Genomic DNA, 19,601 nt, shown 5'->3' on the forward strand with positions numbered 1-19,601 from the left:
CATCAATATTTACTTTGTACACTATGAGAGATGAAGCACAAAGGGGAGAGGTCTAATGAAACGAATGCTGTTTATTCGAATGATTTGTTGCTTGGTTCTGGTGATCTTTAGTTTGCAATCCTTATTGCCTGGCATGTCCGCAGGGAGCGAGGTCAATGCATCTGAAAAGAAAGAAATGGTGTGGAAACAAAAAAAGATTGTGCAGATCAAAAAAGCCCGTCAGCTCATAGGAAAGACCGTGACAGTGAGCGGAATTGTGACAGCAGATCAATCAGCTGTAGGCAATGGGAAACTGTCCACATACATTCAAGACAAATCAGCTGGAATCAATGTTTATTCAGCTCAGCCCAATCACTTCCCGGAACTAAAAGCAGGGATGAAGGTGACAGTGACTGGTAAAATCACGTCTTATAAAGGACTGGTTGAAATTGTGCCAGATCAAGGCAGTCTGAAGATAGATGCTGTGAACCAAACCTTGCCAAAGGCGAAGCGAGTGTCTGTGAAGCAGCTAGAAACGGAACAAGCAGGTAAACATGAAGGAAGACTAGTAAAGGTCAAAGGCTATGTAGAGGCAAAACCAGCGCAGCCGGCTGGCGGTGGATACAATGTGGTGATCATCGATAAAAAATATCACAGCACCACTCTGAGAGTGATGGTCGATACGAATGCGATTGATAAAGTAAAGACAGGAAAATGGTACGAGTTTACAGGGGTGTTAAGCAGATATGATACGTTGCAGGTGCTTCCAAGACATAAGGATGATATCAACCTGCTGAAACGCCAGCCAAAGCCGCCAAAGATGAAGAAAGAATACAAAGCAACTGTTGACCGTGTGGTGGATGGAGATACGATTCATCTAAAGAAGCCCGTTCTAGGTACAACAAAGGTGCGTTTTGTGAATATGGACACGCCGGAAACGTATCATCAGCCAAAAAGCGAATTAGACAAAAACCAATTGCGTTTTGGACAGCAAGCGACTGACTATTTAAAAACACTACTTTCAAGCGGTGACCAAGTCACATTAAAGATTGGTCCTGAAGCGAAAGATAACTATGGACGTCTTTTATCTCAAGTGAAAACCAAAAAAGGGTTAAATACAAATCTAGAGCTTGTGAAAAAAGGATATGCCCCTACTTATTTCATCTGGCCAGTTGGAGATGAAAAGGACTATCATACGTTTCAAAAAGCAGTAAAAGAAGCAAAGGAAAAAGGACTGGGCATATGGAACGAAGCAGCCCCTCTACTGGAACAGCCATTTGAATTTAGAGCACGTGAACAGAAAAAAGGACTGACACGCTATGTTGGTGATTCATCTGTCAAAACCTACGTGTCCCCTGACAAATGGAAAGAAATCGATGTGGATAAACGGGTCTTTTTTGCTTCCAAAGAAGAAGCAGAACAGGCTGGTTATCAGCCGGCAAAGGATGCGGACGACGTACCATTAACGATTTTAAGTTTGAATGATTTACACGGTAAAATTGATCAAGAATACGAACTGGATGTAAAAGATGATGGCAATAAAGGCATGTACGGGCGGATGGATTATGTCGCGGCCTATATGAAGCAAAAACAAGCAGCGCACAAAAATACGATCACGGTCCATGCTGGAGATATGATTGGCGGGAGCTCTCCAATATCTTCTCTTCTGCAAGATGAACCAACCGTTGAACTCATGGAGAACATTGGCTTTGATGTCGGCACGGTCGGCAACCATGAATTCGATGAAGGGGTAGACGAGCTATTGCGTATCTTAAATGGCGGAGATCATCCTAAAGGCACAAAGGGGTATGACGGACAGAACTTTCCGCTCGTTTGTGCGAACTGTGAATACAAGGATACTGGCAAACCGCTTTTACCGGCTTATGAAATCATCGATGTCGAAGGAATCCCAGTCGCATTTATCGGCGTTGTGACCAAGTCAGCCGCAGGAATGGTCATGCCAGAAGGGATTAAAGACATTCAGTTTACAGATGAAGTCAAAGCTGTGAATGAAGCCACGAAGGAACTAAAACAAAAAGGAGTTAAAGCCATAGCGGTTTTAGCTCATATGACAGCCTCTCAAAATGGGGATACGATCACTGGAGAGAGTGCAAAGCTTGCAAAAGAAGGTGATGATGAAATTGACGTCATCTTTGCAGGGCATAATCATGAAGTGGTCAATGGAGAGGTCAATGGAAAATTAATTGTGCAAGCCTTTGAATATGGAAAGGCGATTGGCGAAGTCAATGTGACACTTGACCGTAAAACGAAGGATATCGTCAAAAAGAGTGCGAATATCCAGTATGTAGATCAAGCTGGTATAGAAAAGGACAAGGAAGCAGCAGACATCTTGGCTCATTACGGGAAAGAAGTGGAGCCGATTATTAGTGAGGTTGTTGGAGAAGCCGGGGTCAAAATGGAAGGCGGCTATTCAAATGATGGAGACACGCCGCTCGGTAATTTGATTGCGGATGGTATGAGATATTCAATGAAAAGTGACTTTGCCATGATGAATGGAGGCGGCATTAGACAAAACCTTGAAAAAGGGCCGATAACGTGGGGAGATCTCTTTAATATTCAGCCATTTGGCAACGTTTTAGTCAAACTAGAGATCAAGGGAAAAGACTTAGTAGAGATCATAGAAGCACAAATTTCTCCACAATTTGGACCAGATTATAGCATTTCAGGCTTTTCATATTCCTATGATCCTGTAACATATAAAGTAGTCGACTTGAAGCTGCCAGACGGTTCAGCAATAGCTCTCGATCAAGCGTATACACTCACTGTGAATAACTTCATGGCAACAGCAACTGGCAGTAAATATGCACCAATAGGCAGGCTTGGGCAAAACCCTGAAACAGGCCCAGAAGACTTAGAAGCCACTGTCGATTTTGTGAAAAGCTTTGAAGGAGCTTCCATTGTGTATCAAAAAGAGGGACGAATTCAAAAAGCAAAACAAGAGGAAAAAGCAGCAAGCTAAAGAGAGCGTATCATCTAAGAGAAATGTAACAGGCAAAGGAGTTTAAGCATGAAAAAGTGGCTTGCACTGACTGTGATGACAGCCGGGATTGTGCTGCTCGGCTGGGGGATATGGCAAATCGCATCGACTCATCTTCAAACAGCCCAATCATTAGACGAAGCGAAGAAGGTCGTGGCGGACGATCAAGGGATGTCCAAGAAGCAGTTTGCTCCTGAAATGGGGAGAGCCTCTGGCATCCTGACGATTCCAAAATTAAAAGCAGACCTTCCCATTGTCGAAGGGACGGATGCGGATGACCTTGCAAAGGGAGTAGGACACTACAAAGGCAGTTATTATCCGGATCAAAATGGACAAATCGTCCTTTCTGGCCATCGTGACACGGTGTTTCGCCGGACAGGCGAACTGGATATTGGAGATCAACTGAAAATCACTGTGCCGTATGGTGAATTTATATATGAAATCACACATACGAAAATTGTTGATCAGCATGATACATCCATCATTACGTTGCAGAATGAAAAGGAAGAGCTGATATTAACCACATGCTATCCTTTTCATTTCGTCGGCAATGCGCCAGAGCGGTATATTATTTATGCAAAAAGAGTGTCTGAATAAAGAAAAAGAGCCTGCTTTTCATACGCAGGCTCTTTTGTTAATGGATGATTTGACTCATGAGCTGGTCCATATCAGGTGGTAGAGGTGCTTCGATGATCAGATGCTCACCTGTAAAAGGATGTTTCATGTCTACTTGCTTGGCGTGAAGAGCACACCTATTGATGTAATCACGAACTCCGTCATATAATGTATCCCCAGCTAGTGGATGCCCGAGACTGCTCAGGTGGACACGAATTTGATGCGTTCTACCCGTTTCTAATTGAAGTTTAACGGCTGTCAGTTGCAGACGTTTATTCATGTCCATGACCTGAAAATGAGTCACAGCTTTTAGCCCATTAGGGGAGATTCTTCGTCTGACTGTATGGTGTTTGTCACGGCCGATCGCTGCATCGATGGTGCCTTTCTTTTTTTTGAAAAGTCCCTCTGCGATGGCGATGTATGTGCGTTTGATTGTTTTTTTAGAAAGCATTTGATCAAGAGCCGCATGGGCTAATCTATGCTTTGCAAAAATGACGGTGCCGCTCGTGTCTTGATCAAGCCTGTGGATATGTCTTACCCGCTTTTCTTCACCATTTGCTTGAAAATGGAATGCCACAAGATTTGCCAGTGTGCCTGTTTGTCCTTGTTCATTCGGATGAGTTGGCCGGCCGGCAGGTTTTTGCACAATTAATAAATGCTCGTCTTCAAAGAGTACCTCTAATTCACCATATTCCGGTGTCACATCACTTTCTTCTGTTTCAAATAAATCAATGATGATCTGATCGCCTTGACTGACTTTAGCTGCGTGATGGGCAGGCTTTTGATTTAAACGAACTTTTTGATGCTCCATCCAAAAGTGAATAATCGGTTTTGATGCAGAGACGGCTGTCTTTAAAAAATGACTGAGTGAAGTGTGATGATACTGCTCGTCTACTTTGAGTGAGAGCGTGTGTCCTTTTATGATCATGATATCCGTTCCTCTCTATGGGTATATATAGGAAACACTTACCTTGGCGAACGCCTTTTTTTCTGTGCTATTCTGAATAAAGAATAACGACAGAGAGGTAGATGTCACGTGAGATTAATGAAAGCTGCTACAGACCTGCAAGAGCAGGCAATTGAAGAAATATCAAAGGATGTTGAAGATCTTCTTTCTCATGCTGTCAATGGACAGCAGCGGGATATGCGTCAAAAAGATCGCTCCCTTACCTTTATTGATGGTGTATATAACGGGACGATGGATGATGCTTTTCGTATTTTATCGGGACTTCAGCTATTACATACCATTATTGTAAAACCGAAACGTCATCTCACCAAACGAGATCGTGAGCTATTCGAGCGAAACCGTGAGCAGGTCAACGCCTGCGGCTTTTCTTTTCCGTTTGATCTCGACGATTTTGCCAGCCGTCACCTTCAAAATGCGTAAAAGATGGTGTGAACTTCCTTGTTAACTTACAAGGCCCTCGCACATACTATTTTTAAGGGAACGGAGAAACCTTTAAGATCTGTAATACCAAACCCGCTCTTTTTCAACATCGCCTATTTCTCCACGAATCGGAGCGCTTGGATCTCTTGCAGAATGAACCGAACATGGGTAGGAGCCTGACAAAACGGTGCAGGCTCCTTTTATACATAATCATTTTAGCAGACATTCATCTTTGAAAGTCAATTTTATTCACGATATGATAGCATTGAGTATATCTTTAAGACTTTTGTAAAAAAAAGGAGTGGCCTCGTTGGTAAAGGCGATTATATTTGATTTTGACGGATTAATTTTAGATACAGAAACACATGAATATGAGGTTTTACAAGAAATGTTTGCGGAGCATGAGTCAGATCTGCCTCTTTCCGTATGGGGCAAGGTCATTGGGACGCAGGCAGGCTTTAAGCCATTTGAATATTTGGAAAAGCAGCTAGGAAAGACACTGGATCATGAGACACTCACAGCAGATCGGCGTTCTCGTTTTCAAAAAAGAATGAAGGACGAATCAGCAAGACCTGGTGTAGAAGCTTATTTAGAAGCAGCAAAGGAGCTGGGGATCAAGATTGGACTTGCTTCCAGCTCAGACTATAAATGGGTGTCTGATCACCTGAAGCAGATTGGTCTTTTCGACTATTTTGAATGTATCCGCACGTCAGATGATGTGGAAGAAGTGAAACCAAATCCAGAGCTCTATTTGCAAACCGCACGCTGCTTAGGGGTAGAGCCAAAAGATTGTGTGGCATTTGAGGATTCTGTAAATGGATCAGTAGCTGCCAAACGGGCAGGTATGAAATGTGTCATCGTCCCAAACAAAGTGACGAGCACGCTGCAATTTGAAGAATATGATGTCAGATTAGAATCCATGGCTGAAATCGAATTGCTCCAGCTATTCCATCAGCTTGAAAAAGAGGATCAGTAAGGGGGCAAATACATCATGGCAGAAAAACTAGACTTAACGCGGTTTGAAAAAAGAATGGAGATCCGTAATATCCGGGAAGAGGATATTGACCGAATCATTGCCTTGCAAGAGGTATGCTTTCCAGGCATGGATCCTTGGAAACGAGAGCATCTTGAAAGCCACCTTGAGCATTTCCCAGAAGGGCAGTTTTGTGCTGAATTCGAGGGAGAAATCATTGGCTCTTGTTCAAGTTTATTAATTAACTTTGATGAATACGATGATCGCCACACATGGCAGGACATTACAGATGATGGGTACATCACAAACCACAATCCGGATGGGATGAATATGTACGGAATCGAAGTCATGGTGAGTCCTGAATACCGACGAATGAAAATTGGACATCGCTTGTATGAAGCAAGAAAAGACTTGGCAAGAAGATTAAATTTAAAAAGCATCATCATTGGCGGGCGCATTCCGAACTATCATAAATACCAAGAGGAAATGACGCCTCGCCAGTATGTGGAGCAGGTGATGCTTCACCAAATCTATGATCCCGTTTTATCTTTTCAGCTGTTAAATGAATTTAGTCTCATGCGGATCAATCCGAATTACTTGCCTGATGATAAAGCATCCAGCACATATGCGACGTTAATGGAATGGAACAATGTCGATTATCGCCCGCAATCGAAAAGATATTTTAAATCGGCGTTCCCTGTTCGAATTTGTGTGATTCAATATGCGATGAAACAAATTCACTCCTTTGAAGAATTTATGAATCAGGTCGAGTATTATGTGGATGTTGCATCAGATGCATCAGCCGACTTTGCGGTATTCCCAGAAATTTTCACGACGCAGCTCATGTCTTATTTAGAAGAGCGGTCACCTAGTCTTGCCGTGCAGCGGATCACGGAATATACCGAGGACTACATTAATTTGTTCACAGACCTTTCTGTGAAATATAACATTAATATCATCGGCGGTTCCCACTTTGTAGAAGAAGAAGGGAAAATCTACAATATTGCCTATTTATTTAGACGTGATGGAACGATTGAAAAGCAATATAAGCTTCACATCACGCCGAATGAAAGAAAATGGTGGGGGATTTCAGCTGGTGACCAGGTCCGGGTATTTGATACGGATTGCGGCAAAATTGCGATCCAAATTTGCTACGATATTGAATTTCCTGAGCTTGCACGGATTGCAGCTGACAAAGGAGCGAAAATTATTTTCACTCCGTTCTGTACAGAAGACCGCCAAGGCTATTTAAGAGTACGTTACTGTGCACAGGCGAGAGCGGTTGAAAACCAGATTTATACCGTCATCTCTGGAACAGTTGGCAACCTTCCACAAACCGAAAATATGGATGTTCAATATGCACAATCGGCTATATTTGCCCCATCAGACTTTGAATTTGCAAGAGATGGGATTGTAGGAGAGTGTAATCCAAACATTGAGATGGTTGTCGTAGGTGATGTCGATTTAGAAATTTTAAGAAGACAAAGGCAAGATGGGACCGTACGTCAGCTGAAAGACCGAAGAAGAGACGTGTACCATATTGAATATAAGAAATAATGAAGAAAAGCGCCTATCGTTGAGGCGCTTCTTTTTGATAACATATTTTTTTCAATTGCCAAAGGGATGCTGAAGAAAAAGCTGAATATACTGAAAGGAGATTATGTGTTCAAAAAGGAGAGGAACATGGGGCGACAATCTAAACATCTGTATATCAATTTGCCGGTAAATCATGTGAAGGAATCTATCGCTTTTTTTGAGCAGCTGGGTTTTGAATTTGAGCAGCAGTTCACGAATGATCAGGCGGCCTGTTTGGTCATTGATGACACGATCACCGTCATGCTGTTGTCACTCAGGCATTTTCAGTCCATTTCAGAGAAACAATTAGTGGATGCAAAAAAAGCATCAGAGGTGATCATCTCTATGCGTGTTCATTCACGAGAAGAGGTCGATGAGCTTGTCGAGCAGGCAATGGCAGCAGGCGGTTCACCGTTTAAGGAAAAGCAGGATCATGAGTTCATGTATGGATGGAGCTTTCAGGATCTTGATGGTCATTTGTGGGAAGTGTTTTATATGGATGAGGAGAGAAGCGGCCTTTCATAAGGGTGCTTCTTTTTTATTGTTTATCAATGGTATGATAATGAGGAGCAGAAGGAATCTGGAATTCAACTAAAGAAAAGTAGGTGCAGCATGGAGTTTTTACTTGTCTTACTGCCAGTGTTCGGCATATTCCTGATCGGGTATATCGGGCAGAAGGCGATTGGTTTTGACATACATACGCTCTCATCAATGTCTTTATATTTAATGTCACCATTTCTTGCGTTTGAAACCTTTTATCAAAACAAAGTGTCCATGGACTATGTGTATTTATCCATTTTTGTTGTCGGACTTTGTCTTGCACTTATTTTATGTGTCTTTATTTTATCTCGTATTTATGGGTATTCGAATGAAACGTATTGCGCCATGATTCTGTCGTCAGCCTTTATGAACAATGGAAACTATGGAACGCCTGTTGTGCTTCTTGTTTTCGGAGCAGCAGGTTTGGACATTGCGATCGTGTTGATGGTGCTGCAGCAGCTTGTCATGAGTACAATCGGCATGTATTATGCAGCAAAGGGCGGAGAGGATGCGGGAGATGGAAAGGTCGTCTTGAAAAAAGTGCTGCGTATGCCAGTTGCTTATGGGGCACTCATCGGTCTATTATTTCAGCTGATTGACCTTTCATTACCTAAAGAGCTGATGACGGGTATTCAGCTTGTGGGGAATGCTGCCATACCGACGATTATGCTTATTTTAGGTATGCAGCTTGCTGTGATTTCTTTTAAGCAAGTGGATTATCGCAATATTTCTTATGCTGTATTGCTGAAGCTGTTTATCTCCCCACTCATTGCATTTGGCTTTACGCTTATTTTACCGGTAGATGATATGGTGAAACAAATTATGATCTTAGTGGCAGCCATGCCGACAGCAGCAAATACCACGCTGATGGCTGTACAATTTCGAACGAAGCCTGAGTTTGTCTCAAGCACGACATTTCTCAGTACAATCTTAAGTATCGTGACATTACCAGTTTTATTATGGATTTTATCCATGCACCCTCTGGGATAGGGGATAGGCGGCAAACAAAGGGGGACATATGAATGAATGTAGATGTTCATTTCCAAGTGAGTGACGTGTTGAAAACGAAGCATTTTGCGCATGCAAAAGTGTTAGCAGGGGAAAAAGGATTGTTTCGGCAGGTCAAATGGATACATGTGTTAGAAGTGCCTGATGTAGAGGATTTATTAAATGGAGGCGAGCTTATATTAACGACAGCCGCAGGCTTCCATGATCAACTGGATGTGTTTCAAGCGTTTTTGCGACAGCTGATTGATTCAGGGGCGGCTGGCTTGTGTATTGAATTTGTTCCGCTAAGATTCGAAGTGCCCGAAGAATTACTGACCTATGCAGAAGAGAGAGATTTTCCGCTTATTCTGTTTACAAAAGAAGTGAAGTTCGTCAACATCACGCAACATCTTCATACGATGATGATCGAGCGTCAGTATCAAATGATGGCTGATTTAGAAGCACTGTCATCAAAGCTAAATGAGCTTTTGCTGACCCCGCATCCGCAGATGGATATTTTGGATCAAGTGTATCAGCACGTAAGGGGGATACTTTTACTCCTCCCTGTTCAGGGCGAGCCGATTATTTTATGTGATTCTTCCAAACAAACCGAAGAACTGGTCATGAATTATTTGCAGTTTGCTTCCGTGCCAAAAGGATACGAAGTGACACAAAAACAAGTGCTTGCGCTCAAACAAACATTTGCAGATCTTGTGCTCATTCATCAAGCGGACACGCTCTCTGAATTCGAACTGCTTGTAATGGATAAAGGAGCCAATGCTCTAGCCCAGCAAACATTAAGAGAGCTTTATACAGAAGAGCTGAAGAAGACAAAAGAAAATGAATGGCTGCAAAAATGGTTTCAAGAAGAGCATACAGAACAAGAGATTATAGAGCACCTAGAAGAAACAGAAGGGGTGAAAAAGCCAACTGGCTGCGTAGTCTTGCTCTTTCAAAAACATCATCAAATTGAAAAAATCACAGGGAATCTTTACTTTCTTGTCTCTTGCCGCTCCATTTTTCAGCGTGCGGGTTTCCATCTGATTGCATATGAGCATCAAGAACAAACCTTGTTTATTTTATTAAACACGAGAAAGAAAGAGGACTGGAAAGAGCGTGCAGAAAAGGCTGCAAACGACATCAAACAATTGTATGACCGGGAGCAGCCCCGAGGGGCCGAGATCAATTTTGGTATCGGGCAATATTGTGAAAAGTTTCAGCACATGAGAAAAAGCTTTCAAGCAGCCAAAGAAGTGCTGCATTTAAAAAAAGTGATGCCTCATCGGGTGGAAAGTCCATTTTATCAAGATCTACATATGCTCCGTCTCATGCCTATGATGAAGGAAAGCGGTCTGCTTGAATGTATGGTGAAAGAGTATTTAGAGCCCGTGATTGTATACGATAATCAAAATAGCGGAAGACTCTATCAAACGCTAAATATCTTTTTACAGACAAACGGTTCTAAAAAAGAAACCGCAAGCCAGCTCTATATTGTTAGGCAAACCCTCTATCATAGACTGGATAAACTGCATGCCTTGCTCGGTGAGGATATGATGCAGGCGCCGAAACGGCAGGCGCTTGAATTTGCGATTCTTGCCTATGAATTCCTGCAAGGAAATCGACGTTAGCAGAGTGTGCTCCATTTTGCCAAGGCATCAAGAAAAGTGTCTTATGCTGGTGTTCAATCAGTTGACGATCTGTCTAATGTAATCGGCCTGACCCCTTTTTTATAATGAAAGTAACGATTGGTTCTCTCTTACGGGCGGCCTGGTTCCAGTTTCATATGCCTCACGTTTCATCCATATAATGAATGGAGAGGCAATGTGCTGCTGAATTGGTCTAAGCTTCTTTAATGATGAAAACGGATACATGGGGGCGGGAAGATGAAAATACATGAGCAGGCTCAAAATCTTCAGGCAAAAGATGATCAGTTGATCTGGCATCAAATGAAAGGAACAAACAAGGAAAATGAAAGTATGGTCATTCACGAGGCAGAAGGCGCATGGGTGACAGATATTCATGGAAATCGTTATTTAGACGGGATGTCAGGCCTTTGGTGTGTAAATGCCGGATATGGCCGGAAAGAGCTTGCAGAAGCGGCGTATAAGCAATTAAAGACAATGCCTTATTATCCGCTTACACAAAGCCACGTGCCGGCGATTCAGCTGGCTGAAAAGCTAAATGAGTGGCTTGGCGGGGACTATGTCATCTTCTTTTCTAACAGTGGCTCTGAAGCCAATGAAGCTGCATTTAAAATGGCCAAACAATATCATACGCAAAAAGGAGAAAGTACTAGGACAAAGTTTATCTCCCGGTACCGGTCGTATCACGGCAATACAGCAGCGGCTCTTGCCGCAACCGGTCAAGCGCAGCGTAAATATAAATATGAACCATTAGGTCAGGGCTTTATTCATGTCGCGCCGCCTGATGTGTATCGTCATCCTGAGGATCAAGAGAATCTGGCAAGTGCTATGGCAATAGATCAGGCCATGACGTGGGAACTAAGTGAGACGATAGCTGGGGTCATTATGGAGCCGATCATTACGGGCGGAGGTATCCTAATGCCGCCAAAAGGGTATTTGAAGAAGGTCAAAGACATCTGTGAAGCCCATGGAGCGCTTCTCATTGTAGATGAGGTCATCTGCGGATTTGGCCGGACAGGGAAGCGGTTTGGTTTTATGCATGAGGAAGTAAAGCCGGATATTATCACCATGGCAAAAGGGATCACAAGCGGTTATTTACCGCTTTCTGCAACGTGCGTGAAACGAGAAATCTATGAAGCCTATGCAGGAGAAGATACGTATGACAGGCTGCGTCATGTGAATACATTTGGCGGTCACCCTGCTTCCTGTGCGGTGGCACTTGCCAACCTAGAGATTATGGAAAACGAGCAACTAGTGGAACGGTCCGAGACGCTCGGCCGGGATATGCTTGAACGTTTGCAAGAGTTAAAAGAACACCCATTTGTCGGAGATGTCAGAGGAAAAGGATTGCTGTTTGGCATTGAGCTTGTTCAGGATCAACAATCCAAAAAACCAGCTGAGCCACATGTCGTCGGTCAATTGATTGCTGAATGTAAAAAACGCGGACTAATCATCGGGAAAAATGGGGATACAGTGGCCGGCTATAATAACGTTGCCCAGCTTGCACCGCCGCTTAATATAACAGATGATGACGCCTCATTTATCATCAATACCTTAAAAGAAAGCATGGCACAGCTATAGCAGAGAGACTTCTCTGCTTTTTTTATGGAATAAAAGTTTGCTTTTCATCATTTTGAGCTAGTTCTCTGAAGATGATGTGAGATGAAATCGGTATTGGGCACACTAGGTGTATTGAAAAATAGAAGAGTTTCAATTACTGTTAGGAGAAGACTGATTCAATACACTTTTGAAGGAGACGGCTTATGAGTTTTCATGATCAACCCATTTTACCTGCTGTACGCAATATGAAGCAATTTGAGGAATTTTTAAAAAGTCCATTTACATATGGTGTTTTACTTGATGTTCACTTAGGCCGGCTTAAGGGCATCATGAATGAGGCAAATGCTCATCACAAAAAAATGTTTGTCCATGTCGATCTCATTCACGGGATTAAACATGATGAGTATGGAACGGAATTTATTTGTCAGGAAATGAAGCCAGCAGGAATTATTTCTACTAGGTCTTCTGTCATAGTAAAAGCCAAGCAAAAAAAGGTATATGCCATTCAGCGAATGTTTTTACTCGATACGAGTGCCATGGAAAAAAGCATGGAGTTCGTTGGGAAACATCGTCCAGATTTTATTGAAGTATTGCCGGGCGTCGTGCCAGATTTAATTACAGAAGTGCGCGAGCGAACTGGGATCCCGATTTTTGCAGGCGGATTTATCCGTACAAAAGAAGATGTAGAAAGAGCGCTTGAAGCAGGGGCTACAGCTGTGACGACCTCAAATACCACCCTTTGGAAAGCGTTCCAAAAGTGAAAAGATAAAATGTGAATATTTATTGACAACGTTTTCATCCTCTGATACTATAGCACTAAGTTAATATCATGTGATGGAGAAACGGAGATCCACAACAACGCTTTACTAGGTGACAAATGACCCTGATGTAAAGTATGTTTGTTGTGGATCTTTTTCTTTATCTTTTCTACACATTCATAGGGGATGGCAACTGAACCAGAGGAGGAATTTTTCATGACACCATTTTGGGGAGAAGTCGTAGGTACAATGCTGCTCATTATTTTTGGAGGCGGTGTGTGTGCGGCAGTTAATTTAAAGAAATCACTCGCATATCAATCCGGCTGGATTGTAATCGCTTTCGGGTGGGGATTTGCAGTAGCCATTGCAGCATATGCAACTGGTGGAATTAGTGGAGCTCATTTAAACCCTGCACTCACAATTGGGCTTGCGCTAGAAGGAAGTTTTCCTTGGGCTGATGTTCCAATGTATATTGTTGGTCAAATGCTTGGCGCATTAATAGGGGCTACTATTGTCTTTTTACATTACTTACCGCACTGGAAAGCAACAGATGATCCAGGTGCAAAGCTAGGCGTATTCTCAACTGGTCCTGCGATTCCGCATACTTTTGCAAACGTACTTAGTGAAGTCATCGGTACATTTGTATTGGTTCTAGGAATTTTAGCGATTGGTGCAAATAAATTTGCAGACGGAGTCAATCCGCTGATTGTTGGTTTCTTAATTGTTGCAATTGGTCTTTCTTTAGGTGGAACAACTGGTTATGCAATTAACCCTGCACGTGATTTAGGTCCGAGAATCGCACATGCGATCTTGCCGATTCCAGGGAAAGGCCCATCGAACTGGAAGTATGCTTGGGTGCCAGTCGTTGGTCCAATTTTAGGCGGCGCATTTGGCGGTGTTTTCTACAATGCAGCCTTTAAAGCGAACGTCACTCCAGCCTTTTGGATTGTAAGCGTTATTTTAGTTGTGGTATTGTTAGGACTCTATATCACTACGAAAAACCAAACAAATGCTGTAAATGAAAGTATGTAAGGGGAGGAAAACATCATGACAAAAGAAAAATATATTCTTGCACTAGATCAAGGGACAACAAGCACAAGAGCGATCTTATTTGATCAAGAAGGCAAAATTGCACATACAACTCAGAAGGAATTTAATCAATATTTTCCGAACCCAGGCTGGGTAGAACACAATGCAAATGAAATTTGGAGCTCTGTTCTATCGGTCATTTCAACTGCTTTAATTGAATCAGGAATTGAAGCAGACCAAATCGCTGGTATCGGAATTACGAACCAACGTGAGACAGCGGTTGTTTGGGATAAACATACAGGCGCACCTATTTACAATGCAATTGTTTGGCAGTCAAGACAAACATCTGGCATTTGTGAAGAGTTAAAAGAACAAGGACACAATGAAACGTTTAGAAATAAAACAGGTCTTCTTATTGATGCTTATTTCTCAGGTACAAAGGTAAAATGGATCTTAGACAATGTTGAAGGTGCCCGTGAGAAAGCAGAAAATGGCGACTTACTGTTTGGCACAATCGATACTTGGCTTATTTGGAAGATGACAGGCGGTAAATCACACGTCACAGATTACTCCAATGCGTCAAGAACATTAATGTTCAACATTTACGATCTGAAATGGGATGAAGAATTACTTGATATCCTTGGCGTACCGGCTTCTATGCTTCCAGAGGTGAAACCATCTTCACACATTTATGGTGAAACAACTGACTATCACTTCTTCGGCAGAAATATTCCGATTGCAGGAGCGGCGGGAGATCAGCAGGCTGCTTTATTCGGTCAGGCTTGCTTTGAAGAAGGAATGGCAAAGAACACATATGGTACAGGATGTTTCATGTTGATGAATACAGGGGAAAAAGCCATTAAGTCGGATCATGGTTTATTAACGACGATTGCATGGGGCATTGACGGCAAAGTTGAATATGCTTTAGAAGGAAGTATTTTCGTTGCTGGCTCAGCGATTCAATGGCTGCGTGATGGACTCAGAATGTTTAAAGACTCGAAAGACAGCGAAGCTTATGCAGAGCGCGTTGAGTCAACAGATGGCGTATACGTCGTTCCTGCATTCGTTGGTCTAGGCACACCATACTGGGATAGTGATGTCAGAGGCGCTGTATTCGGGTTAACACGTGGTACTTCTAAAGAGCACTTTGTCCGTGCAACGTTAGAATCACTTGCTTATCAAACGAAAGATGTGTTAGATGCGATGGAAAAGGATTCAAATATTTCATTAAAAACATTGCGTGTGGATGGCGGAGCTGTAAAGAATGATTTCTTAATGGGCTTCCAAAGTGATTTACTGGATGTGCCTGTAGAGCGTCCAGAAATTAATGAAACGACGGCACTCGGTGCGGCCTATCTTGCGGGAATAGCAGTTGGCTTCTGGAACGACCGTTCAGACATTGCAAAACAGTGGAACCTTGACAAGCGCTTTGAACCTAAGATGGAGGAAGGCAGCCGTGACTCGTTATATAGCGGGTGGAAAAAGGCTGTAAAAGCAGCTCAAGCTTTCAAATAAACCAAAAGTATGATATACTTCAATTAAGTTAATAGAACGGTTGGAGAACTGGAGAGACCGCAGGCACCGAAGTGTAGAAATACGCTTTGGGTGTTTGCGGTCTCTTTTTCTTTACCGTACAACATGGGAGGAACAAGAGATGACTTTTTCTAGCTTAGAAAGAGAACAAATGCTGCAGGAAATGACAAAAAAACCATATGATGTGTTTATCATTGGTGGGGGTATTACAGGCGCGGGTACAGCACTTGATGCGGCTTCACGCGGAATGCGCGTCGGTCTTGCAGAAATGCAGGATTTCGCAGCAGGTACATCTAGCCGCTCAACGAAACTAGTGCACGGTGGACTTCGTTATTTAAAACAATTTGAAGTAAAAATGGTCGCAGAGGTCGGTAAAGAGCGTGCCATTGTATACGAAAACGGTCCTCATGTAACAACACCAGAATGGATGCTTCTTCCGATGCATAAAGGCGGGACATTCGGTAAGTTTTCAACATCCATTGGGCTTAGAGTGTATGACTTTTTAGCTGGCGTCAAGCATAGCGAACGCAGAAGCATGCTGAGCGCGAAGGAAACACTTGCAAAAGAACCGCTTGTGAAAAAGGACGGCTTAAAAGGCGGCGGCTACTATGTTGAATACCGTACGGACGATGCACGCCTCACAATTGAAGTCATGAAAGAGGCTGTGAAATTCGGAGCAGAAGCGGTCAACTATGCGAAAGTAAAAGAATTTATTTATGATAAAGGCAAAGTTGTCGGTGTTGTCATTGAAGATGTCATGACGCAGAAAACATACGATGTATATGCGAAGAAAATCGTCAATGCGACAGGTCCGTGGGTCGATCAACTAAGAGACAAGGATCACTCAAAAGAAGGGAAGCACTTACAGCATACAAAAGGTATTCACTTAGTATTCGACCAATCAGTCTTCCCATTAAAACAAGCGATCTACTTTGACACACCTGATAAACGGATGGTCTTTGCGATTCCAAGAGAAGGCAAAACGTACGTTGGTACAACAGATACAGTGTACAAAAAGCAGCTGGAACATCCGCGTATGACAAAAGCAGATCGTGATTATGTCATCAATGCGATTCAATACATGTTCCCTGATCTCAATATTACAGAAAAAGATGTTGAATCTAACTGGGCTGGTCTTCGTCCACTCATTCATGAAGAGGGCAAAGACCCTTCAGAAATTTCTCGTAAGGATGAAGTATGGACATCTTCTTCAGGCTTAATCACCATTGCTGGCGGTAAATTAACAGGCTACCGCAAAATGGCTGAGCATATTGTGAATCTTGTACGTGATGGACTAAAAGAAGAAACAGGCAAAGACTTTGGACCATGTAAAACAAAGCACATGCCAATTTCAGGCGGTCATGTAGGCGGATCTAAAAATATGGCTTCCTTTGTCCAAGCGAAAACAGCAGAAGGTGCATCTGTTGGTTTAACAGAACCGATTGCTCAAAAACTTGCCGAAAAATATGGCTCAAACGTCAGCAGTCTCTTCAAGCGTGTAGAGCAGCTTCAAGGTGAAGCAGACAAACGAAACATTCCAGCGTATGTACTCGCAGAGCTTGTCTATGCAATCGAAGAAGAATTAGCTGTTACTCCTGTCGATTTCTTCTTAAGAAGAACAGGAAGCCTACTATTTAATATCAACTGGGCAAAAAAATATGCACAGCCTGTCGCTGATTATATGGCAGAGCGTTTTGGCTGGGATGAAGCAGTAAAACAGAAGCATCAAACAGAACTAGATCAACTATTCCATGAAGCAGTTGTACCGCTTGATGCTGAATAAAAGAAAAGCCGATCATGCATCGGCTTTTCAGCGTGTAGACAAACCCTCGCATTCTTTGTCAGGTCTGTGCGCCGGTGCTCACGAATGTCAAATTCGCTCCGCTCCGGTGCTCGTCCTTTCTAGACTTCAAGGGTTTTCAGACTACGCTGAAAGGAAGACAAAGAACTAAAATAAAGATCATTTTAGCCCTTTGTCAGCAATAAGTAAAAGCCGATCATGCATCGGCTTTTTTATTTGTTCAGCATTTTCTTCATCTCCCAATGATATAGCATGACATAAAGGATGATTCCATATAAAATAGCAGTAGAGGTTATTTTATTGATGATAAGAGCTGGGAGGACGACCATGAGTTGGAAGACGAATTATGAGCGATGGATCAATGAGAAGCACCTGGATACTGAGCTAAGGGAATGGCTGGAGGCACATCAAGATAATCAACAAGCACTTGAAGACTGTTTCTACAAAAACCTTGAGTTCGGTACTGGAGGAATGCGCGGGGAGATTGGTGCTGGTACGAACCGAATGAATGTGTACACGGTTCGTAAAGCATCTGCAGGTCTTGCTGCGTATATTGCGAAACATGGAGAGGATGCAAAAAGAAGAGGCGTCGCCATTGCATATGATTCACGCCATAAATCGCCTGAATTTGCGATGGAAGCAGCCAAAACACTTGCCTCGCAGGGCATCCAAACATACGTGTTTGACGAACTGCGTCCAACACCGGAGCTTTCCTTTGCTGTTCGAGAGCTGAATGCATTTGCTGGGATTGTCGTAACAGCAAGTCATAATCCACCAGAATATAATGGCTATAAAGTATATGGAGAAGACGGCGGACAGCTGCCGCCACTTCAAGCAGATCAAGTCATTCAAGAAGTAGATGCAATAGAAAATGAACTGTCGATTTCAGTTGATTCAGAAGAAACGTTAAAGCAACAAGGGCTGATCAACATGATCGGAGCAGAAATCGATCATGCTTATATTGAAAAATTAAAAACCATCAGTGTGCACCCTGAGCTGGCAGATGAGGTCGATGTCAAAGTCGTTTTCACACCGCTTCATGGTACGGCCAACGAGCCTGTCCGAAAAGGGCTTCAAGCTTTAGGCTATCAGCATGTAACCGTTGTACCTGAACAGGAAAGACCAGATCCACAATTTTCAACAGTGACATCGCCAAATCCAGAGGAGCATGCAGCATTTGAGTATGCGATCAAGCTTGGCGAAAAGCAGAATGCCGATATCCTCATTGCAACAGACCCAGATGCGGATAGGCTAGGTATTGCGGTCAGAGATCAAGATGGAGAGTTTACCGTCTTAACAGGCAACCAAACAGGAGCCCTATTGCTCCATTATTTATTGTCTGAAAAACAAAAGCTTGGTCAGCTGCCGCCTCGTCCCGTTGTGATGAAAACGATTGTCACAAGTGAGCTTGGGCGTGCTGTTGCTTCAGCATTTGGTGCCCATACGATTGACACGCTTACTGGTTTTAAATTTATCGGTGAAAAAATCAAGCAATTCGAAGAGAGCGGAGAATACACGTTTCAATTCGGGTACGAAGAAAGCTATGGCTATTTGATCGGTGACTTTGCTCGAGATAAAGATGCGGTGCAAGCAGCGCTGTTAGCTGTCGAAGTCGCTGCTTTCTATAAAAAACAAGGCAAGTCCTTGTACGATGCGCTAGTTGATATTTTCAAGGAGTTTGGATTTTACCGAGAAGGGTTAAAGTCGTTAACCTTAAAAGGAAAAGAAGGAGCAGAGCAAATTTCAGCGATCCTTCATACCTTTAGAACAAATCCGCCAGCTGCTATCGCGGGTCAGCGCATCACTGTCATCGAGGATTACCAATCAAGTCAAAGATATCTGATTGCCGAAAAGAAAGAAGAAACCATTCACCTTCCAGCATCAAACGTGCTGAAATATTTCCTTGAGGATGGTTCGTGGTTCTGCTTAAGACCTTCCGGAACTGAGCCTAAAGTGAAATTTTATATTGCTGTCAAAGGTACATCGTTAACAGATAGCGAAGAAAAGCTGAAGCATTTGTCAGAAGAAGTGATGAAAGTCGTTTATGAAATTGTGGAAGAAACAGCTAAATAAACAAACAAGGCCATTGTGTGAATACATGATGGCTTTTTCTCCATCAAAAGGATGAGAAAAAATCATCCTTTTAGCGAAAGAACCGGCAGAATGCTCATGATATAATGAGCGTAATGAAAAGAGAAGGCAGCAAATGCCGGGGGTAAACAG

15 protein-coding genes are annotated in these 19,601 nt (G+C 42.8%); 14 read left to right on the forward strand and 1 reads right to left on the reverse strand.

All coding sequences use genetic code 11. The features are described from left to right. Positions 1-55 precede the first annotated feature (55 nt). Together MHB83_RS09615 and MHB83_RS09620 are read left to right on the forward strand one after the other, a co-directional pair. The gene (locus tag MHB83_RS09615; RefSeq protein WP_342496266.1) at positions 56-2,959 is read left to right on the forward strand and encodes a 5'-nucleotidase C-terminal domain-containing protein; all 2,904 of its coding nucleotides are present in this window, start codon (positions 56-58) and stop codon (positions 2,957-2,959) included. Positions 2,960-3,007: 48 nt separating this feature from the next. Next, positions 3,008-3,574 carry a class D sortase gene (locus MHB83_RS09620; protein WP_342496267.1) on the forward strand — a complete coding sequence of 189 codons (567 nt, stop codon included), beginning with the start codon at positions 3,008-3,010 and terminating at the stop codon, positions 3,572-3,574. Positions 3,575-3,611: 37 nt separating this feature from the next. Here MHB83_RS09620 and MHB83_RS09625 read toward each other — a convergent pair whose 3' ends face one another. After that, complete coding sequence (locus MHB83_RS09625) at positions 3,612-4,520, reverse strand: RluA family pseudouridine synthase (RefSeq protein ID WP_342496268.1); 909 nt, start codon at positions 4,518-4,520, stop codon at positions 3,612-3,614. 108 nt (positions 4,521-4,628) lie between these two features. Here MHB83_RS09625 and MHB83_RS09630 point away from each other — a divergent pair, with 108 nt between their 5' ends. From MHB83_RS09630 to MHB83_RS09685, 12 genes are all read left to right on the forward strand, one after another. Next, entirely contained in the window at positions 4,629-4,979 is a 351-nt protein-coding gene (locus MHB83_RS09630) for a DUF5365 family protein (protein WP_003212251.1), read from the forward strand. A gap of 310 nt (positions 4,980-5,289) precedes the next feature. Next, a complete protein-coding gene (locus tag MHB83_RS09635; protein WP_003211898.1) occupies positions 5,290-5,955 on the forward strand; it encodes an HAD family hydrolase in 666 nt (221 codons plus the stop codon). Between the two features lie 15 nt (positions 5,956-5,970). Continuing rightward, on the forward strand, positions 5,971-7,509 hold the full coding sequence (locus MHB83_RS09640) for a bifunctional GNAT family N-acetyltransferase/carbon-nitrogen hydrolase family protein (protein ID WP_106032291.1): 1,539 nt from the start codon (positions 5,971-5,973) through the stop codon (positions 7,507-7,509). Positions 7,510-7,635: 126 nt separating this feature from the next. Continuing rightward, positions 7,636-8,052, forward strand: a complete 417-nt coding sequence (locus tag MHB83_RS09645; RefSeq protein WP_050945474.1) for a VOC family protein — start codon at positions 7,636-7,638, stop codon at positions 8,050-8,052. 87 nt (positions 8,053-8,139) lie between these two features. Then, positions 8,140-9,057 (forward strand): AEC family transporter, encoded by a 918-nt coding sequence (locus MHB83_RS09650; protein WP_003212117.1) that lies wholly within the window; start codon positions 8,140-8,142, stop codon positions 9,055-9,057. A 32-nt stretch (positions 9,058-9,089) separates the two neighbouring features. Then, positions 9,090-10,682: a PucR family transcriptional regulator gene (locus MHB83_RS09655; protein ID WP_003212045.1), complete on the forward strand. Its 1,593-nt coding sequence runs from the start codon at positions 9,090-9,092 to the stop codon at positions 10,680-10,682. 255 nt (positions 10,683-10,937) lie between these two features. Continuing rightward, a complete protein-coding gene (locus tag MHB83_RS09660; RefSeq protein WP_342496269.1) occupies positions 10,938-12,278 on the forward strand; it encodes an aspartate aminotransferase family protein in 1,341 nt (446 codons plus the stop codon). Positions 12,279-12,460: 182 nt separating this feature from the next. Further along, on the forward strand, positions 12,461-13,018 hold the full coding sequence (locus tag MHB83_RS09665) for a glycerol-3-phosphate responsive antiterminator (RefSeq protein ID WP_003212480.1): 558 nt from the start codon (positions 12,461-12,463) through the stop codon (positions 13,016-13,018). Between the two features lie 213 nt (positions 13,019-13,231). Further along, positions 13,232-14,047 carry an MIP/aquaporin family protein gene (locus MHB83_RS09670; RefSeq protein WP_003211784.1) on the forward strand — a complete coding sequence of 272 codons (816 nt, stop codon included), beginning with the start codon at positions 13,232-13,234 and terminating at the stop codon, positions 14,045-14,047. 15 nt (positions 14,048-14,062) lie between these two features. Then, complete coding sequence (glpK, locus tag MHB83_RS09675; protein ID WP_003212099.1) at positions 14,063-15,559, forward strand: glycerol kinase GlpK; 1,497 nt, start codon at positions 14,063-14,065, stop codon at positions 15,557-15,559. Positions 15,560-15,698: 139 nt separating this feature from the next. After that, positions 15,699-17,360 carry a glycerol-3-phosphate dehydrogenase gene (glpD, locus tag MHB83_RS09680; RefSeq protein ID WP_113386892.1) on the forward strand — a complete coding sequence of 554 codons (1,662 nt, stop codon included), beginning with the start codon at positions 15,699-15,701 and terminating at the stop codon, positions 17,358-17,360. 345 nt (positions 17,361-17,705) lie between these two features. Next, positions 17,706-19,451 carry a phospho-sugar mutase gene (locus MHB83_RS09685; protein ID WP_342496270.1) on the forward strand — a complete coding sequence of 582 codons (1,746 nt, stop codon included), beginning with the start codon at positions 17,706-17,708 and terminating at the stop codon, positions 19,449-19,451. Positions 19,452-19,601: the final 150 nt, after the last annotated feature.

Origin of the sequence: Bacillus sp. FSL K6-3149 (assembly GCF_038630515.1) — a bacterium.
In the GTDB taxonomy this organism is placed as follows: domain Bacteria; phylum Bacillota; class Bacilli; order Bacillales; family Bacillaceae; genus Bacillus; species Bacillus pumilus.